29 protein-coding genes are annotated in these 25764 nt (G+C 65.7%); 12 read left to right on the forward strand and 17 right to left on the reverse strand.

Annotation, left to right across the window (positions count from 1 at the left end):
• The 5 genes from DOM45_RS15980 to DOM45_RS16000 all read left to right on the forward strand — a co-directional run.
• On the forward strand, positions 1-347 hold a 347-nt coding region (locus DOM45_RS15980), incomplete at its 5' end, for a hypothetical protein (RefSeq protein WP_110602134.1).
• A gap of 46 nt (positions 348-393) precedes the next feature.
• The gene (locus tag DOM45_RS15985; RefSeq protein WP_110602136.1) at positions 394-1782 is read left to right on the forward strand and encodes an MFS transporter; all 1389 of its coding nucleotides are present in this window, start codon (positions 394-396) and stop codon (positions 1780-1782) included.
• Between the two features lie 71 nt (positions 1783-1853).
• Positions 1854-2165 (forward strand): BolA family protein, encoded by a 312-nt coding sequence (locus DOM45_RS15990; protein ID WP_110602138.1) that lies wholly within the window; start codon positions 1854-1856, stop codon positions 2163-2165.
• Entirely contained in the window at positions 2162-3028 is an 867-nt protein-coding gene (locus tag DOM45_RS15995; protein WP_110602140.1) for a hypothetical protein, read from the forward strand. The genes DOM45_RS15990 and DOM45_RS15995 overlap by 4 nt, the downstream gene beginning before the upstream one ends.
• A 55-nt stretch (positions 3029-3083) precedes the next feature.
• Positions 3084-3578: a GNAT family N-acetyltransferase gene (locus DOM45_RS16000; RefSeq protein ID WP_110602142.1), complete on the forward strand. Its 495-nt coding sequence runs from the start codon at positions 3084-3086 to the stop codon at positions 3576-3578.
• Positions 3579-3708: 130 nt separating this feature from the next.
• Here the strand turns inward: DOM45_RS16000 and DOM45_RS16005 are convergent, their stop codons facing one another.
• Both DOM45_RS16005 and rsmD read right to left on the reverse strand, forming a co-directional pair.
• A complete protein-coding gene (locus DOM45_RS16005; RefSeq protein ID WP_110602144.1) occupies positions 3709-3912 on the reverse strand; it encodes a cell division protein ZapB in 204 nt (67 codons plus the stop codon).
• A 110-nt stretch (positions 3913-4022) separates the two neighbouring features.
• Positions 4023-4655: a 16S rRNA (guanine(966)-N(2))-methyltransferase RsmD gene (rsmD, locus tag DOM45_RS16010; RefSeq protein ID WP_110602146.1), complete on the reverse strand. Its 633-nt coding sequence runs from the start codon at positions 4653-4655 to the stop codon at positions 4023-4025.
• A 128-nt stretch (positions 4656-4783) separates the two neighbouring features.
• On the opposite strand from rsmD, the gene ftsY reads away from it, so the two are divergent.
• The 4 genes from ftsY (at position 4784) to rpoH (ending at position 9030) form a co-directional block, all read left to right on the forward strand.
• Positions 4784-6262: a signal recognition particle-docking protein FtsY gene (gene ftsY, locus DOM45_RS16015; protein ID WP_110602148.1), complete on the forward strand. Its 1479-nt coding sequence runs from the start codon at positions 4784-4786 to the stop codon at positions 6260-6262.
• Positions 6259-6927 (forward strand): cell division ATP-binding protein FtsE, encoded by a 669-nt coding sequence (gene ftsE / locus DOM45_RS16020; RefSeq protein ID WP_110602150.1) that lies wholly within the window; start codon positions 6259-6261, stop codon positions 6925-6927. Before ftsY ends, ftsE begins: the two co-directional genes overlap by 4 nt.
• Positions 6924-7904, forward strand: coding sequence for a permease-like cell division protein FtsX (gene ftsX / locus DOM45_RS16025; RefSeq protein WP_110602152.1), 981 nt, complete (start codon positions 6924-6926; stop codon positions 7902-7904). The genes ftsE and ftsX overlap by 4 nt, the downstream gene beginning before the upstream one ends.
• Positions 7905-8163: 259 nt before the next feature.
• Complete coding sequence (rpoH, locus tag DOM45_RS16030; RefSeq protein ID WP_110602154.1) at positions 8164-9030, forward strand: RNA polymerase sigma factor RpoH; 867 nt, start codon at positions 8164-8166, stop codon at positions 9028-9030.
• Between the two features lie 125 nt (positions 9031-9155).
• Here rpoH and slmA read toward each other — a convergent pair whose 3' ends face one another.
• From slmA to DOM45_RS16105, 15 genes are all read right to left on the reverse strand, one after another.
• Positions 9156-9776, reverse strand: a complete 621-nt coding sequence (slmA, locus tag DOM45_RS16035; protein ID WP_110602156.1) for a nucleoid occlusion factor SlmA — start codon at positions 9774-9776, stop codon at positions 9156-9158.
• A gap of 123 nt (positions 9777-9899) precedes the next feature.
• Entirely contained in the window at positions 9900-10802 is a 903-nt protein-coding gene (gene argB / locus DOM45_RS16040; RefSeq protein ID WP_110602158.1) for an acetylglutamate kinase, read from the reverse strand.
• A 92-nt stretch (positions 10803-10894) separates the two neighbouring features.
• The gene (locus tag DOM45_RS16045) at positions 10895-12313 is read right to left on the reverse strand and encodes a phosphomannomutase/phosphoglucomutase (RefSeq protein WP_110602161.1); all 1419 of its coding nucleotides are present in this window, start codon (positions 12311-12313) and stop codon (positions 10895-10897) included.
• Between the two features lie 43 nt (positions 12314-12356).
• Positions 12357-12908: a YaeQ family protein gene (locus tag DOM45_RS16050; protein WP_110602163.1), complete on the reverse strand. Its 552-nt coding sequence runs from the start codon at positions 12906-12908 to the stop codon at positions 12357-12359.
• Positions 12909-12953: 45 nt separating this feature from the next.
• The gene (dut, locus tag DOM45_RS16055) at positions 12954-13430 is read right to left on the reverse strand and encodes a dUTP diphosphatase (RefSeq protein WP_110602165.1); all 477 of its coding nucleotides are present in this window, start codon (positions 13428-13430) and stop codon (positions 12954-12956) included.
• 83 nt (positions 13431-13513) lie between these two features.
• Entirely contained in the window at positions 13514-14773 is a 1260-nt protein-coding gene (gene coaBC / locus DOM45_RS16060) for a bifunctional phosphopantothenoylcysteine decarboxylase/phosphopantothenate--cysteine ligase CoaBC (protein ID WP_110602167.1), read from the reverse strand.
• 105 nt (positions 14774-14878) lie between these two features.
• Complete coding sequence (locus DOM45_RS16065; protein WP_157958456.1) at positions 14879-15274, reverse strand: hypothetical protein; 396 nt, start codon at positions 15272-15274, stop codon at positions 14879-14881.
• A gap of 98 nt (positions 15275-15372) precedes the next feature.
• Positions 15373-16545 carry a mannonate dehydratase gene (gene uxuA / locus DOM45_RS16070; protein ID WP_110602172.1) on the reverse strand — a complete coding sequence of 391 codons (1173 nt, stop codon included), beginning with the start codon at positions 16543-16545 and terminating at the stop codon, positions 15373-15375.
• A gap of 2 nt (positions 16546-16547) precedes the next feature.
• Positions 16548-18035, reverse strand: a complete 1488-nt coding sequence (locus tag DOM45_RS16075) for a mannitol dehydrogenase family protein (protein ID WP_110602174.1) — start codon at positions 18033-18035, stop codon at positions 16548-16550.
• A gap of 4 nt (positions 18036-18039) precedes the next feature.
• Positions 18040-19320: a TRAP transporter large permease gene (locus DOM45_RS16080; RefSeq protein WP_110602176.1), complete on the reverse strand. Its 1281-nt coding sequence runs from the start codon at positions 19318-19320 to the stop codon at positions 18040-18042.
• Positions 19320-19895 (reverse strand): TRAP transporter small permease, encoded by a 576-nt coding sequence (locus DOM45_RS16085; RefSeq protein WP_110602178.1) that lies wholly within the window; start codon positions 19893-19895, stop codon positions 19320-19322. Before DOM45_RS16085 ends, DOM45_RS16080 begins: the two co-directional genes overlap by 1 nt.
• Positions 19896-19974: 79 nt before the next feature.
• Positions 19975-20958: a TRAP transporter substrate-binding protein gene (locus DOM45_RS16090; RefSeq protein WP_110602180.1), complete on the reverse strand. Its 984-nt coding sequence runs from the start codon at positions 20956-20958 to the stop codon at positions 19975-19977.
• 100 nt (positions 20959-21058) lie between these two features.
• The gene (locus DOM45_RS16095) at positions 21059-22081 is read right to left on the reverse strand and encodes a Zn-dependent oxidoreductase (protein WP_110602182.1); all 1023 of its coding nucleotides are present in this window, start codon (positions 22079-22081) and stop codon (positions 21059-21061) included.
• A 57-nt stretch (positions 22082-22138) separates the two neighbouring features.
• Positions 22139-23350, reverse strand: coding sequence for a D-mannonate dehydratase ManD (gene manD / locus DOM45_RS16100; protein WP_110602184.1), 1212 nt, complete (start codon positions 23348-23350; stop codon positions 22139-22141).
• Positions 23351-23379: 29 nt separating this feature from the next.
• The gene (locus DOM45_RS16105) at positions 23380-24084 is read right to left on the reverse strand and encodes a GntR family transcriptional regulator (protein WP_110602185.1); all 705 of its coding nucleotides are present in this window, start codon (positions 24082-24084) and stop codon (positions 23380-23382) included.
• 258 nt (positions 24085-24342) lie between these two features.
• Between DOM45_RS16105 and radC the strand changes: the two genes are divergently transcribed.
• The 3 genes from radC (at position 24343) to rpmG (ending at position 25729) form a co-directional block, all read left to right on the forward strand.
• Positions 24343-25017 (forward strand): RadC family protein, encoded by a 675-nt coding sequence (gene radC, locus DOM45_RS16110; RefSeq protein WP_110602187.1) that lies wholly within the window; start codon positions 24343-24345, stop codon positions 25015-25017.
• A gap of 308 nt (positions 25018-25325) precedes the next feature.
• On the forward strand, positions 25326-25562 hold the full coding sequence (gene rpmB / locus DOM45_RS16115; protein WP_110602189.1) for a 50S ribosomal protein L28: 237 nt from the start codon (positions 25326-25328) through the stop codon (positions 25560-25562).
• A gap of 11 nt (positions 25563-25573) precedes the next feature.
• Positions 25574-25729, forward strand: a complete 156-nt coding sequence (rpmG, locus tag DOM45_RS16120) for a 50S ribosomal protein L33 (protein ID WP_035472447.1) — start codon at positions 25574-25576, stop codon at positions 25727-25729.
• Positions 25730-25764 lie beyond the last annotated feature (35 nt).

A 25764-nucleotide genomic window follows, 5' to 3' on the forward strand; every position in this document is an offset into this window, starting at 1 on the left:
CCCAGGCGTTCGTCGACTGGGTCAACTCGTTGGAGCCGATGGTCGGTGAAGACGACCTGACGCTCGAAGACATCGCTGGCGAGAATACCGTCTATCTCATCCCCGAGATGGATACGCCGGAAGCCCTGCAGGCCTATGTCGGAGAGCGCTACTACGACATCCTCGAGACCGAGCTGCGAGCGTGGGAGGAAGATGAGCGCCAGTGGCCGGAGAGCCTGGACTGGGCGCTGTTCGAGACCTTTCTCACCCTGGAACACAGTTATCTGGCGGTGGACCTCGACGACGAGGCCGAGCTGGAGACCTCCGAAGTCGACGACGAACTGCTGATGGAGACCGACGAGGAGTGAGGTTGCGGATGTTACTCGAGGGCGATGCTCCGCGCTTCTGCAGCCCATGCTGAAGCGGCTGTTCGAGGAGCGGCCGGGGGACGACGGTCTTCCCGGACGTGAACGCAAGCTGGCGCTGCTGGCGATGATCACTGGCACCCAGATGGCGGTGCTGGACAACGGTATCGTCAACATTGCCCTTCCCACGCTGGCCAAGGAGCTGGCGATCAGCGGCGCCGAATCGATCTGGATCGCCAACGTCTATCAGCTGGTGACGGCGGCGCTTCTGCTGACCTTCGCCGCGGTGAGCCGACGCATCGGTCGTCACCGGCTCTATATTGGCGGGCTGGCGGTCTTCACCGTGGCATCCCTGGGCTGTGCGCTGTCCCGTTCGTTCGAATTCCTGCTGGTGATGCGGGGGCTGCAGGCGATCGGCGCCGCTGCGATGTTGAGCATCGGGCCATCGCTCTACCGCATCATTTTTCCTACCCGTCTGCTGGGCTCGGCGATCGGACTGAGCGCGCTGACGGTGGCTTTCGGCATTGCTGCAGGGCCGTCGCTGGGGGGGCTGATCCTGCACCTGGCGAGCTGGCCGTGGCTGTTCGCGATCAACGTGCCGATCGGTCTGCTGGCGCTGACGCTGGGGGTTCGCGCCTTGCCGCGGGAGAAGGCGATTCCGGGGCGGATCGATATCTGGGGCGCGCTGATGTCGATCGTCATGCTCAGTGGCAGCGTCTTCGCGCTGGATCAGTTCGGCCACGGGAAGGGGGGCGTGCTGGCCCTGGCGACGCTGGCTGTCAGCGTGATCTGCCTGGTGGGATTCGTCTATCGCCAGCGCCATGTCGCCAAGCCGCTGGTGCCGTTGGCACTGTTCGTCGAGCCGCGCTTCTCGTTCGCGGCGGTGGTGTCGATGTTCGCATTCCTGGCCCAGGGCGTGGCGTTCGTGGGGCTGCCATTTCTCTACCAGACCGTCATGGGCGTCTCGCCGATCATGTCGGCAGTGCTGTTCACGCCCTGGCCGCTGGTGATCATGATCATCGGGCCGCTGGCAGGGCGCCTGGCGGACAAGGGCAACCCGGCGCTGATCAGCTCGACCGGCCTGGGCTTGTTCCTGCTCGGCATGCTGGCATTGACTGGCCTTGGCGCCGACTCGAGCTACCTCGACGTGATCTGGCGCACCGCGCTCTGCGGGGTGGGTTACGGCCTGTTCCAGGCGCCCAACAATCGCGAGATGATCGGCAGCGTGTCGGTCGATCTCAGCGCCAACGCCTCTGGCGTGCTGGCCTCGGTGCGCACCTTCGGGCAGTCGCTGGGCACGGCCTTGGTCGGGCTGATCCTCGGTCTCTCGTTCGGTTCGCTCACGCTGTCGCTCTGGGTGGGGTGTGCATCGGTGGCGATCGCACTGGCTTTGAGTCTCTATCGTACGCCGATGGCCGCCAAGGGACTTCGGCGCTGAGCCCTGCTCGAGGCTCACCCAACCCCCGAGCAAGGCGTTACAATGGTCCGGTTGGTTCAGGAGGAACTGTCATGAGTGTTCAGGCACGTATCGAAGAGAAACTCGCGACGCTCGAGCCGGTCGAGATGACGGTCGAGAACGAGAGCCACATGCATCATGTGCCACCGGATTCCGAAACTCACTTCAAGGTGACGCTGGTCTCGGAGCGATTCGCCGGGCTGATGCCGGTCAAGCGCCACCAGTTGATCTACAGCCTGCTCGCTGATGAACTCGCCGGCCCCGTCCATGCGCTGGCACTGCATCTCTACACGCCGCAACAGTGGTCGACCCGTGGCGGCGTACGTCCGGATTCGCCCCACTGTCGCGGCGGGGGCGGCCAGTGATCGGCGATCCGCAGCGGCTGCAGTACCTCGAGGCCATGGGGATCTCCACCTGGGCCTCGCGGTATCGCTTCGTCAACGCCAAGCCGACCGAGCAGGTCGAATGGGAAGCCGCGGCCGAACCGGAAAAACCGGCGCCGGGGCAGCGGCTGCAGGCGTTGCTGGAAACGCCGGCACGACCGGTCGAGCGCGATCGGCCCGCCGCCGATGCGTCGCCGACGCAACAGACCGCGGCACCGCTGTCGCGCGCCAGGGCCCTGCTCGGGGAAGACGCGCCCCGGGTCGAGTCGCCGCCGTCTTCTCCCGACCGCACCGCCGATTCCGACGCGGCGGTTTCTTCGGCGCCAACGGTCTCCGGGACCGGGCAGGCTCCCGTGGACGTTGCCGAGGATGCTGCGCCCGCCGCCGAGCCGCTTCGGTTCACCTTGTCGCTCTCGGTCATCGGTGAGCGCTGGTGGCTGCTGCTTCCCGGCGAGCGGCCGATCTCCGCCGCGGGCCAGGCGCTGCTGGGACAGATGCTGCAGAGCGCCAGCATGCCCGCCGGTGGGGCGCCGCTGTCGCGTCTGACCTGGCCGTTGATGGACCTGCAGGCCACCGATCCCGCCGATGAGGCGCGTGAAGGTATCCTGGTCTTCTGCGCTGGGCAGGCGCGTCGCCACGGTATGAGAATCGACGGTGCCATCGCCGTCGGCGATGAGGTCTGGTCGTCGCTGCTGAGCGATTCGGGGGACGAGGGCGATTGGGCCTGCCACCGCCTGCCGCACCCCGACGACCTGCTGAGCTCGGCCAATGCCAAGCGCGAGTGCTGGTCCCTGCTGCAGGCGGCGGGAAGCGCCTGGCGCCAGGGCCTGGACTCTCCCGAATAGCAGCTCCCGCCCGCCGGTGCCGGAGCGCTTGAACGATCCTCCTCGAGTCATGCCCATGTCCATCGACGCTTTTCATCCCGAGGCCTTCACTGGCGGGGCCATTCCGGTTCGGCTCGACGCCGACGACCTGCCGGTGTTGATGGCGTTCGAGCGCCGGGCCAACGATGACGCCTGGTCGGAAGCGCTGCTGGAGGCGGCGTTGAGGGACGACGGCTACGCGGTCTGGGGCATTCGATCGGCCGAAGACAGCACACTGTGGGCCGTCGCCATCCTGGCCTATCTGCCATTTGACGCCGAGCTACAGTCGATCTGCGTGCTGCCCGATGCGCGACGCCAAGGTCTGGCATGGAAGATGCTGGGGTGGGTCATGCGATGCGCCCGTGCCCAGGGGGCCGAGCGCCTGCTGCTCGAGCTGCGGGAATCGAACCTGGCGGCGCGGCGACTGTACGAGCGTGCCGGCTTCAGGATCGACGGCCAGCGTCGCGGTTACTACCGTCGTGACGATGGACGTGGAGAAGATGCGCTGCTGATGTCGCGGGACCTGGTCTGACGCGATCGATCGAGGACGCCCGGCCGAACGCGAGGGTGACTTGGCAGGGACCCGGGGGAGTGAAAAGCGAGGCCGCGGTGGGCTGGCTGCCGCACGGGACGGCCTGAGCAGGTCGCCCCGTGCCGCCGTCTCAGCCGTTGTCGCTGGTGGAGGCGCTGTCAAGCGACTGCAGCTTGTCCAGCAGCCCTCCGAGGCGCTGTTCCCACTCCTCACGCTCCTGCTGGAAGCGCGCGTTCTCCGCCTTGAGCTCTTCATTCTCCATCTTCAGCATCTCGATGCTGTCGACGGCATCCTGAATCTTCTGTTCCAGTTTGGCGAAGATTTCACCGTTCATCTCTACTCTCCTTGAAAGTTCGTGACTCGTTCCCGAGGTATGGCCGCTGGTTCGATGGCCGCAGCCTACGTGGCGCCGAGGCCGACGACAAGCGTCTCGAAGTGGCGACGTCAGCCGGCGTCGGGTTGACGTCTGAAAAGTCGCCCATGACTGTCTCCCGCCACGATTTCGCGATGAAGTTGCCAAGATGCCGGCGGGGACCAGACGAGCTCGTGTTCCGTCTCGACATAGATGACCGCATCGGACGCCAGCCAACCGCCCATTTCCAGGTCGAGGCAGGTTTGTGCGGCCAGCCCCTGGCGGAAAGGGGGGTCGAGGAAGACGAGGTCGAACCTGCTGGGCGTCGTCGCCAGGAACCGTTCGACGGGGATGCCGACGACGTCTCCGGCGGCGCCCAGCGTCGCGACATTCGCTTCCAGCACCTTGGCCACCGGGGCGGTGGATTCGACGAACGTGGCCCGGGCCGCCCCTCGCGACAACGCTTCCAGGCCGAGTGCGCCGGTGCCCGCGTAGAGGTCCAGTACCTGCCGTCCGGCAATATCGAAAGCCAGCCAGTTGAACAGGGTTTCGCGCACCCGGTCCGGCGTCGGGCGCAGGCCGGGGCTGTCCGGTATCGGCAGCTTGCGGCGACGAAACTCGCCGCCTATCAGGCGCAACTGGCCACGGCCACCGCGAGAGGTGGCTTGAGAGGGCTGGCGCGAGCGAGCGCTGTCGGAAACCCGGCGTGGGCGGCGTCGATTCATGGCGCGCAATTGTACCCCCGCAACACTCGCGGTGATAGGATGAGCCCTCGATAACGATATTCTCCGAAGCCGTGACGATCGACGCTGGTAAGTGGCGCGAGCACGGCTTTTCAGCAGTGAAGCCATCCATGTTCGGACTATTCAAGAGTCGTAAAAAGCAGCAGGAAGAAGAGGCACGCCGGCGCGAGTCGGAACGGGCCGAGGCGGCGTCAGAACAAGAGAACCCGGAAGCTGGCGTGGTCGAAGACCGGGAAGGAGACGTCGAAGGCGAACGTTCCACCGGTGCCGGTGAACCGCAGCCGCCGGCCGAACGAGAGGGCCCGTCCGCCGCCGGGGAGACAGATTCCGGGAACGTCGAGGCCTCCCCCTCGCAGGAGTCAGCGGACTCGTCGACGGTGGCAACCGCAGTCCCTGCCACGGCGTCGGCCGTCGAGACCGAATCTCCCGATCGACCGGTGCCGGTGGACTATCAACCCTCGCCGGTCGAGACAACGGCCGCCGAGGAGTCGCTGGCTCAGCCGCTGGACCCTGAGTCTCCGCGATCGGCCCTGCAGGAGTACCCCGCGGATGGTACCCGCGAGGCCGATCTGGCGACCGACGTGACCCCAGTGCCCTCCATGGAGACCGCGGTAGAGCCGAGTCCGCCGGCACCGAAGGAGAAGCCCAAGGGCGGCTGGCTCTCGCGTGTGCGTGCCGGCCTCGGGCGTACGCGTGCCAACCTGACCGACGGCATTGCCGACCTGCTGCTGGGCAAGAAGCAGATCGACGATGAGCTGATGGAGGACCTCGAGACCCAACTGCTGCTGGCGGACGTGGGCATCGAGGCCACCAGCGAGATCATCGAGCGTTTGACCGGTCGGGTATCGCGCAAGGAGCTGGCCGACGCCGACGCCTTGTATCGCGCGCTTCAGGAGGAGCTGGCGGCCTTGCTCGAACCGGTTTCCCAGCCGCTGCAACTGCCGGCCAAAGGCGAGGGTCCGTTCGTGATCCTGATGGTCGGCGTCAACGGCGTCGGCAAGACCACGACCATCGGCAAGCTGACCCAGCGTTTCCAGAACGAGGGGCGCAGCGTGATGCTGGCCGCCGGCGATACCTTCCGCGCCGCAGCGGTGGAGCAGCTCAAGGTCTGGGGCGAGCGTAACCGGGTACCGGTGATCGCCCAGCATACCGGCGCCGACAGTGCCTCGGTCATCTACGATGCGGTCGCCGCTGCGCGCGCGCGCAAGGTCGATGTGTTGATTGCCGATACCGCCGGTCGCCTGCACAACAAGAGCCATCTGATGGAAGAGCTCAAGAAGGTGCAGCGGGTCATGGCCAAGCTCGACGCCAGCGCTCCCCATGAAGTGATGCTGGTGCTCGACGCGGGAACGGGACAGAACGCGATCTCCCAGGCGACGACGTTCGACGAGGCGATTCCGGTGACCGGCATCACCCTGACCAAGCTCGACGGCACCGCCAAGGGCGGCATCATCTTTGCCCTGGCCAAGAAGATGGGAACGCCGATTCGTTTCATCGGCGTCGGCGAGTCGCTGGAGGATCTGCGCCCGTTCGACGCCCAGACGTTCGTCAAGGCGCTGTTCGGACGGGACGGCGACGCCGACTCATGATCGCGTTCGAGCACGTCGGCAAGCGCTACGGTGGTCGTTTCGAGGCGCTGGCCGATATCAATTTCCGGGTCGAGCGCGGCGAGATGCTTTTCCTCACCGGCCACTCCGGTGCCGGCAAGAGCTCGCTGCTGCGGCTGATCATGCGCCTCGAGCGCCCCTCGCGTGGCCGGGTGCTGGTCGCCGGCCACGATCTGGATCGGTTGCATATCAGTCAGGTTCCCTACTACCGGCGCCAGATCGGCGTCGTCTTCCAGGATCATCAACTGCTGTTCGATCGCGATATCTTCGCCAATGTCGCGCTGCCGTTGACCATTCAGGGCGTCGAGCCCATCGATGCCGGCAGGCGCGTGCGGGCCGCGCTGGACAAGGTCGGGCTGCTGCATCGTGAGCGAGCGCTGCCGATCGAGCTCTCTACCGGCGAGCAGCAGCGCGTGGGTATTGCGCGCGCGGTGGTCAACAAACCGGCGTTGCTGCTGGCCGACGAGCCCACCGGCAACCTCGACCCCCAGCTCTCCGCCGACATCATGCGGCTGTTCGAGGATTTCAATCGCATCGGTACCACGGTGCTGGTGGCGAGCCACGATCTCGCCCTCATCGCCCGGTTGCGCCACCGAGTGCTGAAGTTGCGGGATGGCCGGCTCGTCGGCGATGGGGAGGCGGCATGAGCGAGCGCCAATCCACCGGCCCCTCCCGGCGCGGTGCCCAGAAGCCCACGCGTCGATCGTCCGGCGGCGGCCGGGCCTGGCTGCGGCATCACCGGGCCATGATGAGCGACAGTGCCCTGCGTCTGGTCAGGCGCCCGATATCGACCTTGCTGACCATGCTCGCGATCGCCATTGCGTTGATCCTGCCCGCGGGGTTATGGCTGGCCCTGGACAGTGCGCGCCTGGTCGATGCCGAGCTGGACGAGAGTGCCACGTTGACGGTCTATTTCGACGCCGACGTCGATGAATCCCGGGCCATGAGCCTGGCGGCCGAAGTCGGCGAGCAGAGCGGCGTTGCGGGGACTCGCCTGGTGACGGCGGCCGAGGGGCTGGCGGAGTTCCAGCAGACGCTGGGGGTCGAGGATGCGCTCTCCCAGCTCGACACCAATCCGCTGCCGGCGAGCGTCGTGGTGACTCCCGACGATACCGATCCCGCCGCCGTGCAGTCGCTGAGCCAGCGTCTGCAGACGCTCGACGGCGTCGACGAGGTTCGCCTCGACCTGGCGTGGCTGGATCGGCTTCAGCAACTGGCGGCGGTCGGCCAACGTGTCGCGCTGGCACTGGCGCTGCTGTTCGGCCTGGGTGTCCTGCTGGTGGTCGGCAACACGGTCAGGCTGGCGGTGGAGAGTCGGCGTCAGGAGATCGAGGTAGTGACCCTGATCGGCGCCACCCACGCGTTCGTGCGACGCCCGTTCCTCTATAGCGGCGCCTGGTACGGCCTGGGTGGCGGGGTCCTGGCGTTGGTCATGCTGATCGTCGGGGGCAACTGGCTGGCATCACCCGTCGCGGCGCTGGCGGAGAGCTACGGTGCCCAGTTCGCTCTGCCCTCCCTGGGCACCACTCATTCGGCTTTTCTGCTGCTTTTTAGTACACTATTGGGCTGGCTGGGCGCGTGGCTGGCCGTCGGGCGTCATCTGGCGGACATCAAGCCGCGCTAGGTTGGAAGCAGAGGCCCGAAAACTGGTCAAGGTGGGCGAAATAGGGTAAGAAGGTCACCCAGGATGCTGGGCCACCACCAGGCGACGCTGGGTTTTCGAGTCATCGAGGCTGGCGAACATCTTGAACTTTTGTCTAGATTGAGGGTCTCATCAGGTATCCTCGCAAACAGGCAGAACAACCTGTTGCGGCGTGCTTTCCGGTGGATCGAGCCGACAGGCTCTCCCCATTGACACGTCGTCAACCATGGAGACAACGCACATGAGCACCAGTCTTCAATCCATCGGGAATCTCTCCCCGGGGCACGATCTCAACGGCTATATCCAGGCCGTCAATGGCATTCCCGTACTGACGGCGGACGAGGAGCACGACCTTGCCGTGCGGCTGCACGAGGAGGACGATCTCGAGTCGGCCCGCCGTCTGATCATGTCTCACCTTCGCTTCGTCGTTCACATCGCCCGCAGCTACTCAGGCTACGGTCTGCCCCAGGCGGACCTGATTCAGGAAGGCAACGTCGGCCTGATGAAGGCGGTCAAGCGGTTCGATCCGTATCAGGGCGTTCGTCTGGTGTCGTTCGCCGTGCACTGGATCAAGGCGGAGATCCACGAATACGTGCTGCGCAACTGGCGTATCGTCAAGATCGCCACCACCAAGGCCCAGCGCAAGCTGTTCTTCAACCTGCGCAGCGCCAAGAAGCGCCTGGCCTGGTTGAACAACGACGAAGTCGATGCCATCGCCAAGGATCTCGACGTCAAGCCCAAGGTGGTGCGCGAGATGGAGGGTCGGCTGGCTTCCTATGACGCCGGCTTCGACGCCTCGCCGGGCGACGACGACGAGCAGAGCTACCAGGCGCCGGCCCAGTATCTCGAGGATCATAGCTTCGACCCGGCGGCTCAGCTCGAAGCGGACGACTGGGAGGCCGATTACACGCGTCGCCTGCGGGAAGCGCTGAGCGAGCTGGACGACCGCTCCCGCGACATCCTGCAGCGGCGCTGGCTCTCGGAGCACAAGTCCACGCTGCACGATCTGGCCGATGTCTACGGCGTTTCCGCCGAGCGCATCCGTCAGCTCGAGAAGAATGCGATGAAGAAGATCAAGCAGCAGCTCGGCGACACCATCGCGGCGTAAGCCACCCCTGCGGCTGATGAATGTGGGCGGCGAGCCCTAGACAGGCCTGAGTGGTACATCGCTTCAGGCAGAGACGCAAAAAGCCCGGNNCCGGGCTTTTTGCGTTTGGGCACCCCGGACTCGCCCTAGACGGACGTCGTCTGGTGGGTCGTTGTGGTCAGCAGCCCGCCGCCCAGAAGACGCCACTGGTCCTCCCAATGGACGGTGGGGCGGTGGCGGAAATCGCTGCGCACGTACTGGCTGATCCGACCCTCGACGAAGGCCGAAAGCAGGTTGGCGGCGGCGGAGACCGGCAGTTGCGGGCGCAGCCCCTCGCGCAGTTCCGCCTCGCGCAGGATCTGCTTCAACTGGGTCTCGAGCCGCTCGAACAGTTGCGACATGCGGGTGCGCAGTCGGGCGGTCTCGCCCGTCAGGACATCGCCGTCCATCAGCCGGCTGAGGCCCGGGTTCTTCTCGGCGAAGGCGAGCACGAGCTGGACGATCGTCTCGCAGCGGGCGAGGGCCGACGGCTCGTCGTCGAGGATGCGCCGGATGCGCTCGAACAGGCTGGCTTCGATGAACTCGATCAGTCCCTCGAACATGCGCGCCTTGCTCGGGAAGTGGCGGTACAGCGCCGCCTCGCTGACGCCGACCTGGCGGGCCAGGGCGGCGGTGGTGATACGCTTGCCGCTGTCCTCCTCGAGCATCAGTGCCAGTGCCTGGAGGATCTGCTCACGGCGGGAGAGTTGGGGGGTTGCCTGCGTCATGGCGATTCTTATCGGTTGTCTCGTCGAGGCTCCTTCCTGGAGCGTCCCGGGTGCGCGTCGACTGTCTGGCACCCGGGCGGGCCCTCCACGCCCGCGATGTATGAAAAGAGGCTCTTGTCGGGTTCAGTCCCGATGATCGGTGATCTGGGTGCCGACCCCGGCATCGGTGAAGATCTCCAGCAGGGTCGAATGGACAACGCGGCCATCCACGATGACAGCGCTGTCGACACCGCCCTTGACGGCATCCAGCGCGCAGCGGATCTTCGGCAGCATGCCGCCGTAGATCGTCCCGTCGGCAATCAAGGCGTCGACCTGTTCGGTCGAGAGGCCGGTCATGACGTTGCCCTGGGCATCCTGCAGCCCCGCGACGTTGGTCAGCAGCATCAGCTTTTCGGCCTTGAGCGCCTCCGCCACCTTGCCGGCGACCAGATCGGCGTTGATGTTGTAGCTATGGCCTTCGCGATCGACCCCGATCGGCGCGATCACCGGGATGTAGTCGGCCTTCGAGAGCATCTCGATCAGGTCGGTGGAGATGTGCTCGACCTCGCCGACATGGCCGATATCGATGATCTCGGGTTCGGCCAGTGCCGGATTGTACTGTTCGACCTTGAGCTGGCGCGCCCGGATCTGGGCGTTGTCCTTGCCGGTCAGGCCGATCGCCTTGCCGCCACACTGATTGATCTGGGTCACGATGTTCTTGTTGACCAGTCCGCCCAGCACCATCTCGACCACGTCCATGGTTTCGGCATCGGTCACGCGCATGCCGTTGACGAAGCGCGATTCGATGTTGAGCCGTGCCAGCAACTGGCCGATCTGCGGGCCGCCGCCGTGCACCACCACCGGGTTGATGCCGACCTCCTTCATCAACACCATGTCGCGGGCGAAGGAGTCGATCAGCTTGTCCTCGGTCATGGCGTTGCCGCCATACTTGACCACCACCGTCTTGCCCGAATAGCGCTGGATGTAGGGCAGCGCCTCCGACAGGATCTCGACCACCTGGCGCGGGTCGCGCGGGCTCTCGTTCATGAGGCGTTATCTCTCCACTGTCTGTGCACCGTGAGCCTACCGGCACCGGCGGCGCGTTCCCTGTTGTTGCGTATGTCTCGTGCGCCGTGATCTCAGAACGGCAGTTCGACGTGCGGCGCCACCGCGAGCACTGCGGCGCCGAACCGCTGCTGGATACGCGCCAGTGCCGCTTGGTCCTTGCCTTCGAATCGCAGGACCAGCATCGGCGTGGTGTTGGAGGCCCGGCAGAGCCCCCAGCCATCGGGGTAGTCGACGCGAATGCCGTCCAGCGTCGTCTTGATGCCATCCTGACCGAAGTCGCCATTCTCGGCCAGTCGCTCGACGATCGCGAACTTCTCCTCGTCGGTCACCGGGGCATTCAGCTCCGGAGTGCTGACGTCCTGGGGAAACGCGCTGAAGTAGCGGTCGGCATCCACCGTCTGGCGCGACAGAATTTCCAGCAGCCGGGCGGCGGCATAGAGTCCGTCGTCGAAGCCGTACCAGCGTTCGGCGAAGAAGATATGGCCGCTCATCTCGCCGCCCAGCTGCGCGCCGGTCTCCTTCATGCGTGCCTTGATCAGCGAGTGGCCGGTGCGCCACATCTCGGGCTCGCCCCCGGCCCGCTCGATGATCTGGGCCAGATTGCCGGTGCACTTGACGTCGAAGACGATACGCGCGCCAGGATCTCGCTTTAGCAGGTCGGTGGCGAATGCCATCATCAGCCGGTCCGGGTAGATCATCTCGCCGGCCGGCGTGACCACGCCCAGGCGATCGCCATCGCCGTCGAAAGCCAGCCCCACATCGGCACCGGTCTCCCGAACCTTGGCGATCAGGTCGACAAGGTTCTCCGGCTTGCCGGGGTCGGGGTGATGGTTGGGAAAGTCGCCGTCGATCTCGGCAAACAGGGGAACGGTCTCCGCCCCCAGCGCCTCGATCAGCCTGGGCCCCAGTTCGCCGGCGACGCCGTTGCCGCAATCCACTACCACCTTGAGCGGACGTCCGATCCCGGACGGGTCGAGGGAGACGTCACCCAGAATGCGCTGAAGATAACTCTCGCCGATATCGCGCTGCTCCAGCGAGCCTTCGCCCTCGCTCAACTCGCCGCTGCGGATGCGCGCGAGCAGGCCCGTGATCGCCTCGCCGGAGATGGCGACGCCGTCGAGCACGATCTTGAAGCCGTTGTAGTCAGGCGGATTATGGCTGCCGGTCACCATCACGCCGCTACGGCTCTCGTCCAGCGTCGCGGTGGCGAAGTAGAGGACCGGGGTCGGCACGCGGCCGATATCGATCACGTCCCTGCCGGCGGCGCGCAGGCCGCGGATCAGCGCCGCCTGGAGGCGAGGGCCGGAGTGGCGGCCATCACGGGCGACGATCACCGTCTGCTGCCCCCTCGCCGCCGCTTCGCTACCCACCGCGCGACCGATCCATTCCACGGTCTCCTCGGTCAACGTCTCGTCGACGATACCGCGAATGTCGTAGGCCCTGAAGATCGAGGCCGGCACGTCGGCGCCGGGCTGCTCATTCGTCGTCATGTTTCAATCTTCCTTTGTTTCGCGAACGGCTTCGACGCGAGATTCATGCCCAGCGCTCGAACTCCAGCGCCACCGAAACCTGGCCGTCGGTCATCAGCCATTCGCCTTCCATCCGGGTGGCGTCGAGGCTCAGGTTGCGGTCGACGAGCGCGGTCAGCGCCGCCAGCGGTTCCGGCGGCGGGCTCCAGACCGTCACCCGGGGCAGGGCCAGAACATCGCTTTCGAGCTTCTTCCACCACTGTGCCGCACTGCGCGGGGCGTAGGGATAGACCACTACCCGTTCCGCCCGGGAAAGGCCCTGCTTGATGCGCTTCAGCGACGGCTCGCCCAGCTCTATCCACAACAGGATTCGCCCATCCGGTGCCTTGAGCCAGAGATCCGGCTCGTCCTCGCTGCTCAGGCCGCGCGTCATGGCGAGATCGTTGTCAGCGCCGATGGCGTGCGCATTGTCGATGAATGCCAGCAGGCGCACCATCAGTCGCGTCGCCGTCTCGGACGGGTGGCAGGCCACGGTCAGCGCATGATCGCCATAGTAGTGGCGATCCAGATCGCTAACGTTGAGTTTCGCTTTATAGATGGTTGCGCTTAGCGCCACGTGACATGTCCTTGCAGAGAACGGCTATGGGAGGCGGAAGACGATTCACTGCCGGCCGGAGTGACCGAACCCGCCGCCGGCGCGCTCGGTGGCGACGAACTCCTCGACGATGTCGAGCTCGGCCTGGACCACCGGCACCAGCACGTACTGCGCCAGCCGCTCGCCGGGCTCGAGCACGAACGTCTCCTGACCGCGGTTCCAGACCGAGATCATCAACTCGCCCTGGTAGTCCGAATCGATCAGCCCGACCAGATTGCCGAGCACGATACCGTGCTTGTGGCCGAGGCCGGAACGCGGCAGGACGACGCCGGCCAGGCCCGGGTCACCGATGTGGATGGCCAGGCCGGTGCGGACCAGGGCCGTGTCGCCGGGCGCCAGCGTCAACGCGTCGTCGAGCAATGCGCGCAGGTCCATGCCGGCGCTGCCTGTGGTGGCGTAGTGGGGCAGCGGGTAGTCGTGTACCCGCTCATCGAGAATCTTGACCGAGAGCTTGGGTCTGGCGGGCGCAGTGCTGTGTGACATGAAGCGTCGTTCCTGAGGGTGCATGAAGTGAGATGACGAGCAAGCCGCTCAGCTTACCACCGCTGGGAGGCGGACCGGATGCGTTAGCGCAGGCGATCGGCGATGTGATCGACGATGGCGTTGGCCAGTGCCGTCTTGGGCTGACGCGGCAACGCGTGGTGCCGGGTCCGCTCCCGCTCCCGCCACAGCAGCGTGGCGGCATTGTCGTCGCCGCCGAAGCCGATACCCTCGAGGGAGACATCGTTGGCGACGATCAGGTCCAGGCGCTTGCGTTCGAGCTTGCTGTCGGCGTGTGTCTCCAACGACTGGGTCTCGGCGGCAAAGCCGACCGTGAACGGTCGGTCCGCCCGCGCCGCGATCGTGGCGACGATATCCGGATTGCGCACCAGCTCGAGGGTCAGCCCGCCGGCGTCTCCCGTCTTCTTCAACTTGTGTTCGCTGACGGCGGCGGCGCGGTAGTCGGCCACCGCGGCACAGCCGATGAACAGGTCGCACGGCATGCAGGATTCGACCGCGGTCAGCATCTCGACAGCCGAGGTCACCTCGATCCGTTCGACACCGGGCGGCGTCGAGAGCGTCACCGGGCCGCTGACCAGCGTGACGCTGGCGCCACGCTCGGCGCAGGCCGCGGCCAGGGCGTAGCCCATCTTGCCGGAGCTGTGGTTGGAGAGATAACGCACCGGGTCCAGGGCTTCGCGGGTGGGTCCAGCGGTGATGACCACGCGCTTGCCGTCCAGATCCCGGTGCACGGGCATCACCCGTGACGCCGCTTCCTGGCCCGGTTCAAGTTCGCCCAGCAGCCGGGCGAGAATGGTTTCCGGCTCGAGCATGCGGCCGAGGCCGACGTCGCCACAGGCCTGGTCGCCGGCGTCGGGGCCCAGCAGCGCCCAGCCCAGCTGCTGCAGCCGGTCGGCATTGGCCAGGGTGGCCGGATGACGCCACATCGCCTGGTTCATGGCCGGCGCCATCAGGCAGCGGGCTTCGGTGGCGAGGCAGAGGGTGGTCAGCAGGTCGTCGGCGTGACCGTGGGCCAGCCGCGCCATCAGGTCGGCGGTGGCGGGGGCGATCAGGATGACATCCGCCCATTTCGCCAGCTCGATGTGGCCCATGCCGGCTTCGGCTTCCGGATCCAGCAGCGATGTCCGCACCGGCTCGCCGGTGAGTGCCTGCAGCGTCAGCGGGGTGATGAAAGCCTGCGCGCCTTCGGTCATGACCACGCGGACTTCGGCGCCGGTCTTCTTCAACAAGCGGGCGAGATGGGCGCTCTTGTAGGCGGCGATGCCGGCGCTGATGCCGAGCAGGATGCGGGTTCCGGCCAATCCCGGACCAATCGGTAGCGACATGGGATCTGTCCTGATGGTTCGGTCGTTACCATACCACTGCGGTCGCGGGTTGCGTAATGGTGCGCTGGAAGTGGCGACCGCCGTTGCAGCGGCCGCCCGTGGCGATCACTCGGCGTTGCTGAGCTCGCCTTCACCGACGACCTCGTCGCCGTCAAGCCACTCGATGCTCTCGTCACCGTCCTGGCGGACGCCGTAGCAGGTCGGTTGACCATCGCCGTAGTCGAAGCACATGCGATCGTCGACGATCGTGGCCTGGCCGGTATAGCCATCGCCCTCGATCTTGCCGTCCTGGCGATAGACTTCGTCGTACTGCTGGCCGCTCGCCATGGCGCCCTGGACGCGATGCCCCCAGACCTGCTGCTGGATCTCGTCGCCGCTGAGTCGCTCGCCCTCGGCGGCGGTTGCCGTGGCCGCGAAGGCGAGCGCCGCCAGCGTGGTCGCCAGCCAGAGGATCGGCAATATTCGAGCCGTGGGAGGGACCGGTGATGTCTTGATCGGCATGGTTCATGAACCCCGCGCTGTTGCGTGAATGGTGGTCGTACGAGTCTGCCGTACTGAGGAGCTTACGTGGAAAGGCGCGAAGGAGATGCGTTGGGTCATCAACAGAGCCGCGCTATCGCAAGTTCCACCCCGCGCAGTTCGGCCAGCCCCTTGAGCCGGCCGATCAGCGGGTAGCCGGGGCGGGTTTCGCGGTGGAGATCGTCGAGCAGGTGGTGGCCGTGATCGGGGCGCATGGGCAGACGTGGACCGCCGTCACGCTGGCGCCGACGCTGTTCGCGAACCAGCTCGACGATCACCCCGACCATGTCGACATCGCCGTCCAGGTGCTCGGCCTCGTGGAAACTGAGCGGGTCGGCTTCGCGCCGGGTAGCGCGCAGATGCACGAAGTGGATGTAAGGCGCGAAGCGTTCCGCCATGGCGACGAGATCGTTCTCCTCGCGAACGCCGTAGGAGCCGGTGCAGAAGGTCAGGCCGTTGGCGGTGCTGGGCGCGCTGTCGAGCACGAACTGGGCGTCCTCGGCGGTGGAGACGACGCGCGGCAGTCCCAGCAGTTCCCGGGGCGGATCGTCCGGATGAATCGCCAGGCGCACCCCGGCTTGCTCTGCCGCGGGCACGATGGCGCGTAGAAACGCTGCCAGATTGGCGCGCAAGCGTTCGGCGTCTATGCCACGGTAGGCGGCAAGGGCGTGGCGAAAGTCTTCGAGGGTGTAGTGCTCCTCGGTGCCGGGCAGCCCGGCGATGACGGTATCGATCAGGCGCGTTCGTGCCGCGGCATCGAGCGTGTCGAGGTAGGCTCTGGCCGCTTCTCGCTCGGCGTCGCCGTAATCCGCGTGTGCACCCTCGCGCTCGAGCAGAAACAGATCGAAGGCCGCGAAGGCCGTCTGGTCGAAACGCAGCGCGGTCCCGCCGTGCGGCAACGGCCAGGCGAGGTCGGTGCGGGTCCAGTCGAGGATCGGCATGAAGTTGTAGCAGACCACATCGATACCGCATTCGCCGAGATTGGCCAGCGTCCGGCGATAACTCTCGATATAGCGCTCGGCCTCCGGCAGCCCCTGCTTGATCGCTTCATGAACCGGCACGCTCTCCACCACCGACCAGACTAACCCGGCGGCTTCGATCGTTTGCTTGCGCGCGGCGATCGCGTCCACCGGCCACACCTCGCCATTGGGAATGTCATGCAGTGCGGTGACGATGCCGGTCGCGCCGGCTTGGCGAATCTCGCCGAGGGTGATGGGGTCGGCCGGGCCGAACCAGCGCCAGGTATGTTCCATGATCAAGCGTCCCGATCAGAAGCGTTGAGGGTCAAGGCGGCAATGGCGGACTCCACGCCGTCGTTTTCCAGTCGCGCCAGTGCCGCGAGGATCTGCCGGGAGAACGGCCGGTCGTTGCGCATCGCCACGGGAAACACGGCATCGAGGGCGAGAAAGGCGTCGGTCAGCGCGGCGGGGTCGTCGCCGTGACGACGGTGGAGCGTCGCGAACGTCTCTGCCATGGGGTCGTCCACCGGATGCGGCTGGCCGTTGAGATCGGTGCCCGCGGTATAGCGAATCCAGCCGGCCACGCCCAGTGCGGTCGCACTGATCTCGTCGCCGGCAGTCATTCGTTCGACACCACCGGCCAGCCAGCGCTGGGGCAGCTTCTGCGAACCGTCCATGGCGATCTGCTGCAGCCGATGGTGCAGGCTATCGTTGGCGAAGCGGGCCAGCAGGCTGTCGGTGTAGGCAGCGACATCACTCCCCGCCGGCAGTGAGAGTGTCGGGATCGCTTCCTGCTGCCAGTAGTGCCGGAGCAACCCGCGAAACGCCGGGCGCGCAACGGCGGCATCGACCGTCTCGATGCCGGCCAGCGCGCCAAGATAGGCGAGCAGCGAGTGGGCGCCGTTGAGCAGGCGCAGTTTCATGGTTTCGAACGGCGCGACATCGGCGACCATCTCGACGCCTTCGGCCTCCCAGTCCGGCCGGCCCAGCGGGAAGTCATCCTCGACCACCCACTGGCTGAAGGTCTCGCACACCACGGCGGCAGGGTCGTCGATACCCAGTCCGGCCAGGCGCGTCCGGTCCGCGTCGGTCATCGCCGGCACGATGCGGTCGACCATGCTCGAGGGGAAGGCGACGCTGGCGTCGATCCATTCTGCCAGTTCGCCATCGCGATGCCGGGCCAGCGAGATCACCGCACGCCGCGTGCGCCAGCCGTTGTGGGGCATGTTGTCGCAACAGAGCACCGTGAACGGTGGGACGCCTGCCGAGCGGCGTCGCGCCAGTGCCTCCAACAGCATGCCCGGTGCGGTATCCGGCGATTCGGGATGGGCGATGTCGTGGGCGATCGCTGGCGCGTCGGTCAGCAACTCGCCGCTGGCCGGGCTGAGGAAGTAGCCCTTTTCGGTCACCGTGAGGGTGACGATGTGCACGGCGGGATCGCTCATCCGCGCCAGCAGCGCCTCCCGGTCCGGGCCGTCCGGGCCCGCGTAGAGCGCTTCACGGAGGGCGGTGACTTCCCGCAGCGTGACATGCTCGCTGTCGCTGAATTCGGCCACGTGATAGCGGCAGTCGCCGTCGCGCAGTTGCTCGACCAGGGTGCGATTGGCGCGGATATTGGCGCTGCAGATGCCCCAGTCATCCGCACCGGTTCGGTCGAGGTGTCGTTGCAGGTAGACCGCCTGATGGGCGCGGTGAAAGGCCCCCAGGCCCAGGTGGACGATGCCGATCCCGCTCGGGGGGCGTCGGCTCGGCTTACGCTCGATGTTGATGTCGGCTGCGGTCATGAGGCTATTTCCCCATCAGCAGGTTGGGCAGCCACAGTGACAGCGCCGGCACGAACGATACCAGCATCAGCACGATCAGGTTGCAGATCAGGAACGGCACGATGGCTTTCGCCACCCGCAGCATGGGCAGCTTGCCGATGCTCGAGACCACGAACAGGCAGACGCCCACCGGTGGCGTGGTCAGGCCGATCATCAGGTTGAGTACCGCCATCACGCCGAAGTGGATCGGGTCCATGCCGACCCCCGTCGCCACGCCAAGCAGGGCCGGGAACAGGATGATCAGCGCGGCGATGGTCTCCATGAAGGCGCCGACGAACAGCAGGATCAGGTTGAGGATCAGGATGACCACGATCGGGTTGCTGCTGATGCTGAGAATCGCATCGGCGAGCATCTGCGGGATCTGCTGGCTGGTCAGGATCCAGCCGAACAGGTTGGCCAGGCCGACGAGCAGCATCAGCGAGGCCGAGGTGATGACGGTGTCGGACAGGATCCCGCCCAGGTTGCGCCAGTTGATGCCCTTGTAGACGAAAGTGCCCACCAGCAGTGCGTAGAGACTGGCGACGATCGACGCTTCGGTCGGGGTGAACAGGCCGCCGATGATGCCGTAGAGAATGATGAAGGTCATCAGCAGCGCCCAGAACGCGCTGCGGCCCTCCTTGATCAGCTCCCTGAAGGTGGCGCGCTTCTCCTTGGGATAGCCGCGCCGCACCGCCAGCCAGTAGGCGGTGATCATCATCGCCACGCCCAGCAGCAGACCGGGCAGCGCCCCGGCGAGGAACATGCGGCCGACGGAGATGCCGGAGAGCGAACCGACGATGATCATCGGCACGCTGGGCGGGATGATCGGGCCGATGGTGGAGGAGGCGGCGGTCACGGCGGCGGCGAACGGCTTGTCGTAGCCAGCTTTCGACATCCCCGGAATCATTACCGAGCCGATGCTGGCGGCATCCGCCACGGCGGTACCGGAGATGCCGCTGAAGATCATCGAACCGCCGACGTTGGCCAGGCCCAGGCCGCCGCGAATGTGGCCGACCAGGGCGTTGGAGAAGCGCACGATATGCTGGGTGATATTGCCCACGTTCATCAGGTTGCCGGCCATCACGAAGCCGGGAATGCAGAGCAGCACGAAGGAGTCGATGCCGGAAAACATGCGCTGCGGCACGATGGTCAGCGAAATACCGCCAAGCATCAGGTAGGCGAGTGACGACACGCCGAGACAGAAGGCGATCGGCAGACCGATCAGCAGCAGGATCAGAAAGGTGGTGAAGAGAACGGCGATTTCCATCAGGGCGCCTCCTGGCGTTCACCACGAACCATGGCGATGATGCCCTCGGCGAGACCGATCAGGCTGTAGAGCAGCAGCGTGGCGAACAGCACCACCGACGAGAAAAAGATGTAGAGCATGGGGATGCGCAGCGTCGGCGAGGTCTGAAACGCACCGATCTGGGCGAACTGCCAGGCGTTGGGTAGCACCATCAGCGTGAAGGCGAACGTGATTGCCGAGACCAGCGCCAGGTAGGCAGCCCGACCACGGAAACCGAGCCAGCCGTGGAACAGCTCTACGTTGACGTGGCGATGACGGTGCTGCACCACGCCGGCACCCATCGCCACCATGTAGATGAAAAGGTAGCGGGTCAGTTCTTCGGTCCAGGAGAGCGTGATGGGCAGGAACAGACGCGAGGCGACCTGCAGCAGCACGGTCAGCGACAGGCCCACCAGCGCGATGACGGCCAGTGTCAGCAGAACGCGGTCGAGGGCGTTGGCCAGGCGGCCAATGGGGCCACCCAGTCGCGGCACGCGGGTCAGTGTCTCGAGGTTTTCCTGAATCTCCTGGTGAATCTCCGTCTGTGGTTGCGACATGGCGGTCTCCCGACGAGATGAAAAGCGGGGGCGGCGAGCGCGCTGCCCCCGAGTACATGGGCTCGTAACCCGCAGGGGATTACAGCGCCTGGATGGCCTTGTAGAGCGCCTTCTGTTCGTCGTTCAGGGCGTCGAGCACGGCAGGCTCGGCTTTCTTGGCGAAGGCCGCCTGATCCACCTCGACGAACGTCATGCCCTTGTCCTTGAGCGCCTGTTCGAGACGCTTCTGATCCTCGACGAACAGCGTCTCCTCGTAGGACTGCATCTCGCTGGCGGCATCTTTCACCACGGTCTGCAGATCGCCCGGCATCGACTCGAGCTTCTGCTTGCCGATCACTACATAGATCCAGCTACGCACGTGGTCGGTCATGTCGACGTACTTCTGCACCTCGTTGAAGCTGGCGCTTTCGATCAGGCTGAGCGGGTTCTCCTGGGCCTCGATGGTGTTCTGCTGCAGCGAGGTGAAGACTTCGCTGAACGCCATCGGGGTCGGGCGGGCGCCCAGCGCTTCCCAGGTGTCGACGAACAGCGGCACGTTGGGTACGCGAATGCGCAGGCCGTCGAGGTCGTCCGGAGTCTTGATCGGACGATTGGAAGTGAGTTCGCGGGGGCCGCGCTCGAACCAGGCCAGCGGCACCAGGCCGGTGCGCTCGGTGATCTGCGCCTCGATCTGCTGGCCGACGTCGCCCTCCACGGCCTTGCGCATCTGGTCGGCGTCACGGAACAGGTAGGGCACGGCCATCATCGCCGCCTTGGGCGCCCAGTTCTGCAGACTCTCGCCGGTGATGGTCATGTCGGCGGTGCCGAGCTGGATGCTGTTGATCACATCCATTTCGCTGCCGAGCTGCTCGTTGGGAAACACCTGGACCTCGATCCGGCCGTCGGAGTTGGCTTCCACCAGCTCCTTGAACTTCAGCGCGGCCTTGTTCCAGATGTTCTGCTCGTTGGCCAGATGGCCGAACTTCAGCGTGTAATCCGCAGCCATCGCCGCTTGGCTGCCCAGTAGCGTGGCCCCGAGGGCCGCGCCGGCCAGCAGATGCTTGAGGGTTGTCGTTGTCAACATGGCGTGAGTCTCCTGTCGCGTCGATACGCGTCGGTGTTGTCGTCCGGGCCAGCGCTGTTCCGGGTCTGTTCCGGCATGGGTGGCGGACTCGAGCGGACGTTCAAGGCGAGATTTTCACCAGCACCTTGCGCGCCTGTTCCGGATGGTTCTCGAGCAGATCGATGGCGCCGGGCATCTCGGTGAGCGGAACGCGATGACTGATCAGCGCCCGGGGATCGAGACGACCCGTGGCGATATGCTCGATCACCTCCGGGAATTTGCGGTTGTTCAGGCGGGAGCCGACCAGTGTCAGCTCCTTCTTGATCACCTCCAGCTGAATCAGCTCGCTGGGCGTCGGACTGAAGCCCAGCAGGCCGATGCGCCCGGCGGGACAGGCCATGCGCAGCATGGCGGGCAGCATGGCCGGTATGCAGGCGGCATCGGCGATCAGCGGGATCCCCTCGCCCTCGGTGGCGGCCAGCACGGCCCGTTCGAGATCTTCGCGGCGTCCGTTGATGGTGTGACTGGCACCCAGTTCGCGGGCCGTGGCGAGGCGTTCGTCGAGGATGTCGGTGACGATCACCTCCTCGATGCCGAGGGCGCGGGCCATCTGCAGCACGGTCAGGCCGATCACGCCAGCACCGATCACCAGCAGGCGGTCGCCGGGCCGAGGGTCCATCCGCGAAAGCACATTGGCGGCGATCGAATAGGGCTCGACCAGGGCGGCGGCATCGAGATCGAGATCGTCGGGAATACGGTGGGCGTTGGCCGCCGGCACGCTGACCCGTTCGGCAAAGCCGCCATTTCTGTGAACGCCGATCACCTGCATGGCGCTGCAGACGTTGGGGCGACCGATCCGGCAGGGATAGCACCGGCCGCAGCTGACGACCGGGTCGATACAGACACGGTCGCCGACACGGGCGGGGTCGACGCCATCGCCCACGGCGCGGATGACGCCGGCGAACTCGTGGCCGGTGATCCGCGGGAACTGCACGAAGGCGTTGTCGCCGTGGATGATGTGCATGTCCGAGCCGCAGATGCCGGCGTAGGCGACGTCGACGATCACTTCGCCCGGGGCCGCACTCGGTGCGGGCCGATCGCCGATGGCGAAGGCATGTGGGGCACTGACTTCAAAGGCTTGCATCGATGACGCTCCTGACTGTGTCGCGATTGCCCTGACCCGGGCTCACAGGTGTCCGGTTCACCAGTGCCACAGGGTGCCGTCCTCGAGCCGGTTGACCGGCAGGCTGGCACGCTTGAAGGGATAGCGAGCCGCGGCTTCCTCGTCGATATCGACGCCATGCCCCGGCGTTTCGCCGACCAGGAAGTGGCCATCCTCGAAGCGATAGTCATGGGGGAAGACGCTGTCGGTCAGCGGGTCGTGGGGCATGTGCTCCTGAATGCCGAAGTTGGGCACCCAGGTATCGAAGTGGATCGCGGCGCCGAGACACACCGGCGACAGGTCGGTGGGGCCATGGAAGCCGGTGCGCACGTGGTAGAGCGAGGCCAGGTCGGCGATCCGACGCAACTGGGTGATCCCGCCGCCGTGGGTCAGCGGGGTGCGGATGTAGTCGATCCACTGGTTCTGGATCATCTCGCGGCAGTCGTGGATCGAATTGAACACCTCGCCGATCGCCAGGGGCGTGGTGGTGTGTTCGCGGATCAGGCGCAGGCTCTCCTGGTTTTCGGCGGGCACGCAGTCCTCGAGCCAGAACAGGTGGTAAGGCTCGACCGCCTTGCCCAGGCGCGCGGCCTCGATGGGTGTCAGCCGGTGGTGGACGTCATGCAGCAGGTGCAGCTCGTGGCCGAAGCGCTCGCGCACCGCGGCGAACAGCTGCGGCACGTGGTTGAGATACTTCTCGGTACTCCAGACGTGCTCGGCAGGGAGTTCGGAATCGGCCGGCTCGTAGCGCTCGCCCTCGCGCTTGGCGACGCCGTAGATCGTCTTGATGCCGGGGACGCCAGCCTGCACACGGACGGCTCTGTAGCCCAGCTCGACATGACGGGCGACCTCCTCCAGGCAGTTGTCGATGTCCTTGCCGGTGCAGTGGGCGTAGGTCATCACCCGCTCGCGGCTCTTGCCGCCCAGCAACTGGTAGAGCGGCATGCCGGCGGCCTTGGCCTTGATATCCCACAGCGCCATGTCGACGGCACCGATCGCGCTCATGGTCACCGGGCCGCGACGCCAGTAGGCGCCGCGATAGAGGTATTGCCAGGTGTCCTCGATGCGGCTGGCATCGCGACCGATCAGCGCCGGCACGACGTGCTCCTCGAGATAGGCCGCAACCGCCATTTCGCGGCCGTTGAGCGTGGCGTCGCCGATACCGTAGGTGCCGGATTCGGTGATCAGCTTGAGCGTGACGAAATTGCGTCCCGGACTGGTGACGATGACGCGGGCATCGATGATTTTCATGGAATCTCCGGCTGGGGAAGGCGGCAGCTTCAGTGGGTGGCGAACAGGTCGGGGAAGCGGTCGATCAGGCGCGGCAGCGAGGTCAGAAGCTCTCTCAGGTGCGCCTGCACGGCTCGCTCGGCGGCTTCCGGGTCGCGAGCGTCGATCGCCGCGACGATGCTGGCGTGCTGGTCGACCAGCGTCTCCAACGGTGTACCGTCGGGCACGCTGATGTATCGGACGCGGTCGAAATGCGCCTTGACCTCCTCGGTGAAGCGCCAGGCCGATTCATGCCCCGCTTCCCGGGAGAGGGTCTGGTGGAAGGCTTCGTCGAGCACGTAGAAACGTTCGTAATCGCCGCTGTCGATGGTCCGGCGCTGGCGTTCGACCAGTTCCAGCAGATCGTCCATCCCGCGTCGGGAGAGTCCCTGTTCGGCGGCCGACTTGGCCACCGCCACCTCGATTGCCTCGCGCACGAAACGCGCGCTGTAGACGGCTTGTGGCGAAATCTTGACCACGAAGGTGCCGCGCTGGGGGCGGACCTCGACCAGCCCCGCTTCGGAGAGGCGGATGAACGCTTCGCGAACCGGCTGGCGGCTGACCTCGAAAGCATCGGCGATCTCCTTCTCGGAGAGTGCCTGGCCCGGTGCCAGTACCAGCCGGATGATGGCGTGGCGCAGCACGTCGTAGAGCCGCTGGCGTACGTGTCCGGCGTCCGAGGCGTTCCAGAGTGTCTGCAGGGTCGTCGTGGTCAAGGGCGCTCCAGTGTTCACGGTTGACTGTCTTGTCTGACTAGTATGGTAGTTCTTGCGACGCGTTGACGATTCGACTTTGGGCGCAGGAAAACGTGGTCACCGTCACAGTTCCAGCCGGTTCTGCCGATGTCTCTTTTAATCAGCGACGAGCGACGAGCTACGAGCGACGGGCGACGGGCGACGGGCGACGAGCGACGAGCTGGCGCCGGGGCGCTATGAAAGGAACACGGCTTCGCGAACGCAGGAGACAACGCGGCGATGGGCATACGCGATTGGCCGGAGGGGGAGCGGCCGCGGGAGAAACTGTTGATGCTGGGGGCGGCGGCACTGTCCGACGCCGAGTTGCTGGCGATATTTCTGCGCGTCGGGGTCAAGGGGCGCTCGGCGGTGGACCTGGCACGGGATCTGCTGAGCAGTTTTGGTGGGCTGCGCCAGTTGCTGGAAGCGGATCGCCAGCGGTTCTGCGCCGAGCATGGCCTGGGCGAAGCGAAGTTTGTGCAGCTCCAGGCCACGCTAGAGCTGTCCCGTCGTCACCTGGGCAGCCTGCTCGAGCGGGAGGCGGCACTGACCTCGCCGACGCTGGTGCGGACTTTCCTGAGCGCGCAGCTGCGTCATCTTGACCATGAGGCATTCGCGGCGCTGTTTCTGGACACCCAGCATCGGGTGATCCGCTTCGAGATCCTCTCCGAGGGCACGCTCGACAGCGCCGCCGTCTACCCGCGAGAGGTCGCCCGGCGAACGCTGGCGCACAATGCCGGTGCGGTGATCTTCGCCCACAATCACCCCTCCGGCGTGGCCGAACCCAGCGACGCCGACCGGCGGATCACCGAGCGACTGCGCGAGGCGCTGGCACTGTTCGATATCCGGGTGCTGGACCACTTCGTGATCGGCGATGGCGAGGTGATCTCCTTCGCGGAACGGGGATGGCTGTAGGAAAGCCTCAATTTCGAGATTCGGATGGGAAGACGGGTCGGATTCGGGTAACATGCCGCGCCATGTTCTCGGGTGGTCGCCGCTCCTGCGGTGTATCGGCAACAGTCGACGCGGTGCTTGAAGGGCGCCGATTGTTGCGAAGAGCAGGGGGCTCTGGTATAAAGTACGCCCTTTGAATCGGGGCATACGGTGACGGCCCGCCATTTCGAGCGTTTCGGAGATGGCAGGAAGAGTCGCGAAAAGCGATCTCGACACCGAATGTCCGAGATAAACCGAACAACCCAACCCGCCAGTGGTCGGAGGCTTCCATGTCCCAAGTTTGTCAGGTTACCGGTAAGCGTCCGGTGACTGGTAACAACGTCTCGCACTCACAGCGCAAGACACGTCGTCGTTTCGTCCCGAACCTGCACACGCATCGTTTCTGGGTCGAATCCGAGAAGCGTTTCGTCAAGCTGCGTCTGTCCTCCAAGGGCATGCGCATCATCGACAAGAAGGGCATCGATGCGGTGCTCAGCGACATTCGCAAGCGTGGCGCCAGCCTTTAAGGAGTCGAGACATGCGTGACAAGATCAAGTTGGTGTCCAGTGCCGGTACCGGCCACTTCTACACCACGGCCAAGAACAAGCGTAACACCCCGGACAAGCTGGAATTCAAGAAGTACGATCCGGTCGTTCGCAAGCACGTCATCTACAAGGAAGCCAAGATCAAGTGATCTAGCTTTCCGCTGGTGCTGAAGTGCCGGCGCAG

Source organism: Salinicola lusitanus (assembly GCF_003206045.1).
GTDB lineage: Bacteria > Pseudomonadota > Gammaproteobacteria > Pseudomonadales > Halomonadaceae > Salinicola > Salinicola lusitanus.

Coding starts and splice junctions, on each gene's coding strand:
- DOM45_RS15985 (WP_110602136.1), top strand. CDS start 394: ATGCTGAAGCGGCTGTTCGAGGAGCGGCCGGGGGACGACGGTCTTCCC.
- DOM45_RS15990 (WP_110602138.1), top strand. CDS start 1,854: ATGAGTGTTCAGGCACGTATCGAAGAGAAACTCGCGACGCTCGAGCCG.
- DOM45_RS16000 (WP_110602142.1), top strand. CDS start 3,084: ATGTCCATCGACGCTTTTCATCCCGAGGCCTTCACTGGCGGGGCCATT.
- DOM45_RS16005 (WP_110602144.1), bottom strand. CDS start 3,912: ATGAACGGTGAAATCTTCGCCAAACTGGAACAGAAGATTCAGGATGCC.
- rsmD (WP_110602146.1), bottom strand. CDS start 4,655: ATGAATCGACGCCGCCCACGCCGGGTTTCCGACAGCGCTCGCTCGCGC.
- ftsY (WP_110602148.1), top strand. CDS start 4,784: ATGTTCGGACTATTCAAGAGTCGTAAAAAGCAGCAGGAAGAAGAGGCA.
- ftsE (WP_110602150.1), top strand. CDS start 6,259: ATGATCGCGTTCGAGCACGTCGGCAAGCGCTACGGTGGTCGTTTCGAG.
- ftsX (WP_110602152.1), top strand. CDS start 6,924: ATGAGCGAGCGCCAATCCACCGGCCCCTCCCGGCGCGGTGCCCAGAAG.
- rpoH (WP_110602154.1), top strand. CDS start 8,164: ATGAGCACCAGTCTTCAATCCATCGGGAATCTCTCCCCGGGGCACGAT.
- slmA (WP_110602156.1), bottom strand. CDS start 9,776: ATGACGCAGGCAACCCCCCAACTCTCCCGCCGTGAGCAGATCCTCCAG.
- argB (WP_110602158.1), bottom strand. CDS start 10,802: ATGAACGAGAGCCCGCGCGACCCGCGCCAGGTGGTCGAGATCCTGTCG.
- DOM45_RS16045 (WP_110602161.1), bottom strand. CDS start 12,313: ATGACGACGAATGAGCAGCCCGGCGCCGACGTGCCGGCCTCGATCTTC.
- dut (WP_110602165.1), bottom strand. CDS start 13,430: ATGTCACACAGCACTGCGCCCGCCAGACCCAAGCTCTCGGTCAAGATT.
- coaBC (WP_110602167.1), bottom strand. CDS start 14,773: ATGTCGCTACCGATTGGTCCGGGATTGGCCGGAACCCGCATCCTGCTC.
- DOM45_RS16065 (WP_157958456.1), bottom strand. CDS start 15,274: ATGCCGATCAAGACATCACCGGTCCCTCCCACGGCTCGAATATTGCCG.
- uxuA (WP_110602172.1), bottom strand. CDS start 16,545: ATGGAACATACCTGGCGCTGGTTCGGCCCGGCCGACCCCATCACCCTC.
- DOM45_RS16075 (WP_110602174.1), bottom strand. CDS start 18,035: ATGACCGCAGCCGACATCAACATCGAGCGTAAGCCGAGCCGACGCCCC.
- DOM45_RS16080 (WP_110602176.1), bottom strand. CDS start 19,320: ATGGAAATCGCCGTTCTCTTCACCACCTTTCTGATCCTGCTGCTGATC.
- DOM45_RS16085 (WP_110602178.1), bottom strand. CDS start 19,895: ATGTCGCAACCACAGACGGAGATTCACCAGGAGATTCAGGAAAACCTC.
- DOM45_RS16090 (WP_110602180.1), bottom strand. CDS start 20,958: ATGTTGACAACGACAACCCTCAAGCATCTGCTGGCCGGCGCGGCCCTC.
- DOM45_RS16095 (WP_110602182.1), bottom strand. CDS start 22,081: ATGCAAGCCTTTGAAGTCAGTGCCCCACATGCCTTCGCCATCGGCGAT.
- manD (WP_110602184.1), bottom strand. CDS start 23,350: ATGAAAATCATCGATGCCCGCGTCATCGTCACCAGTCCGGGACGCAAT.
- radC (WP_110602187.1), top strand. CDS start 24,343: ATGGGCATACGCGATTGGCCGGAGGGGGAGCGGCCGCGGGAGAAACTG.
- rpmB (WP_110602189.1), top strand. CDS start 25,326: ATGTCCCAAGTTTGTCAGGTTACCGGTAAGCGTCCGGTGACTGGTAAC.
- rpmG (WP_035472447.1), top strand. CDS start 25,574: ATGCGTGACAAGATCAAGTTGGTGTCCAGTGCCGGTACCGGCCACTTC.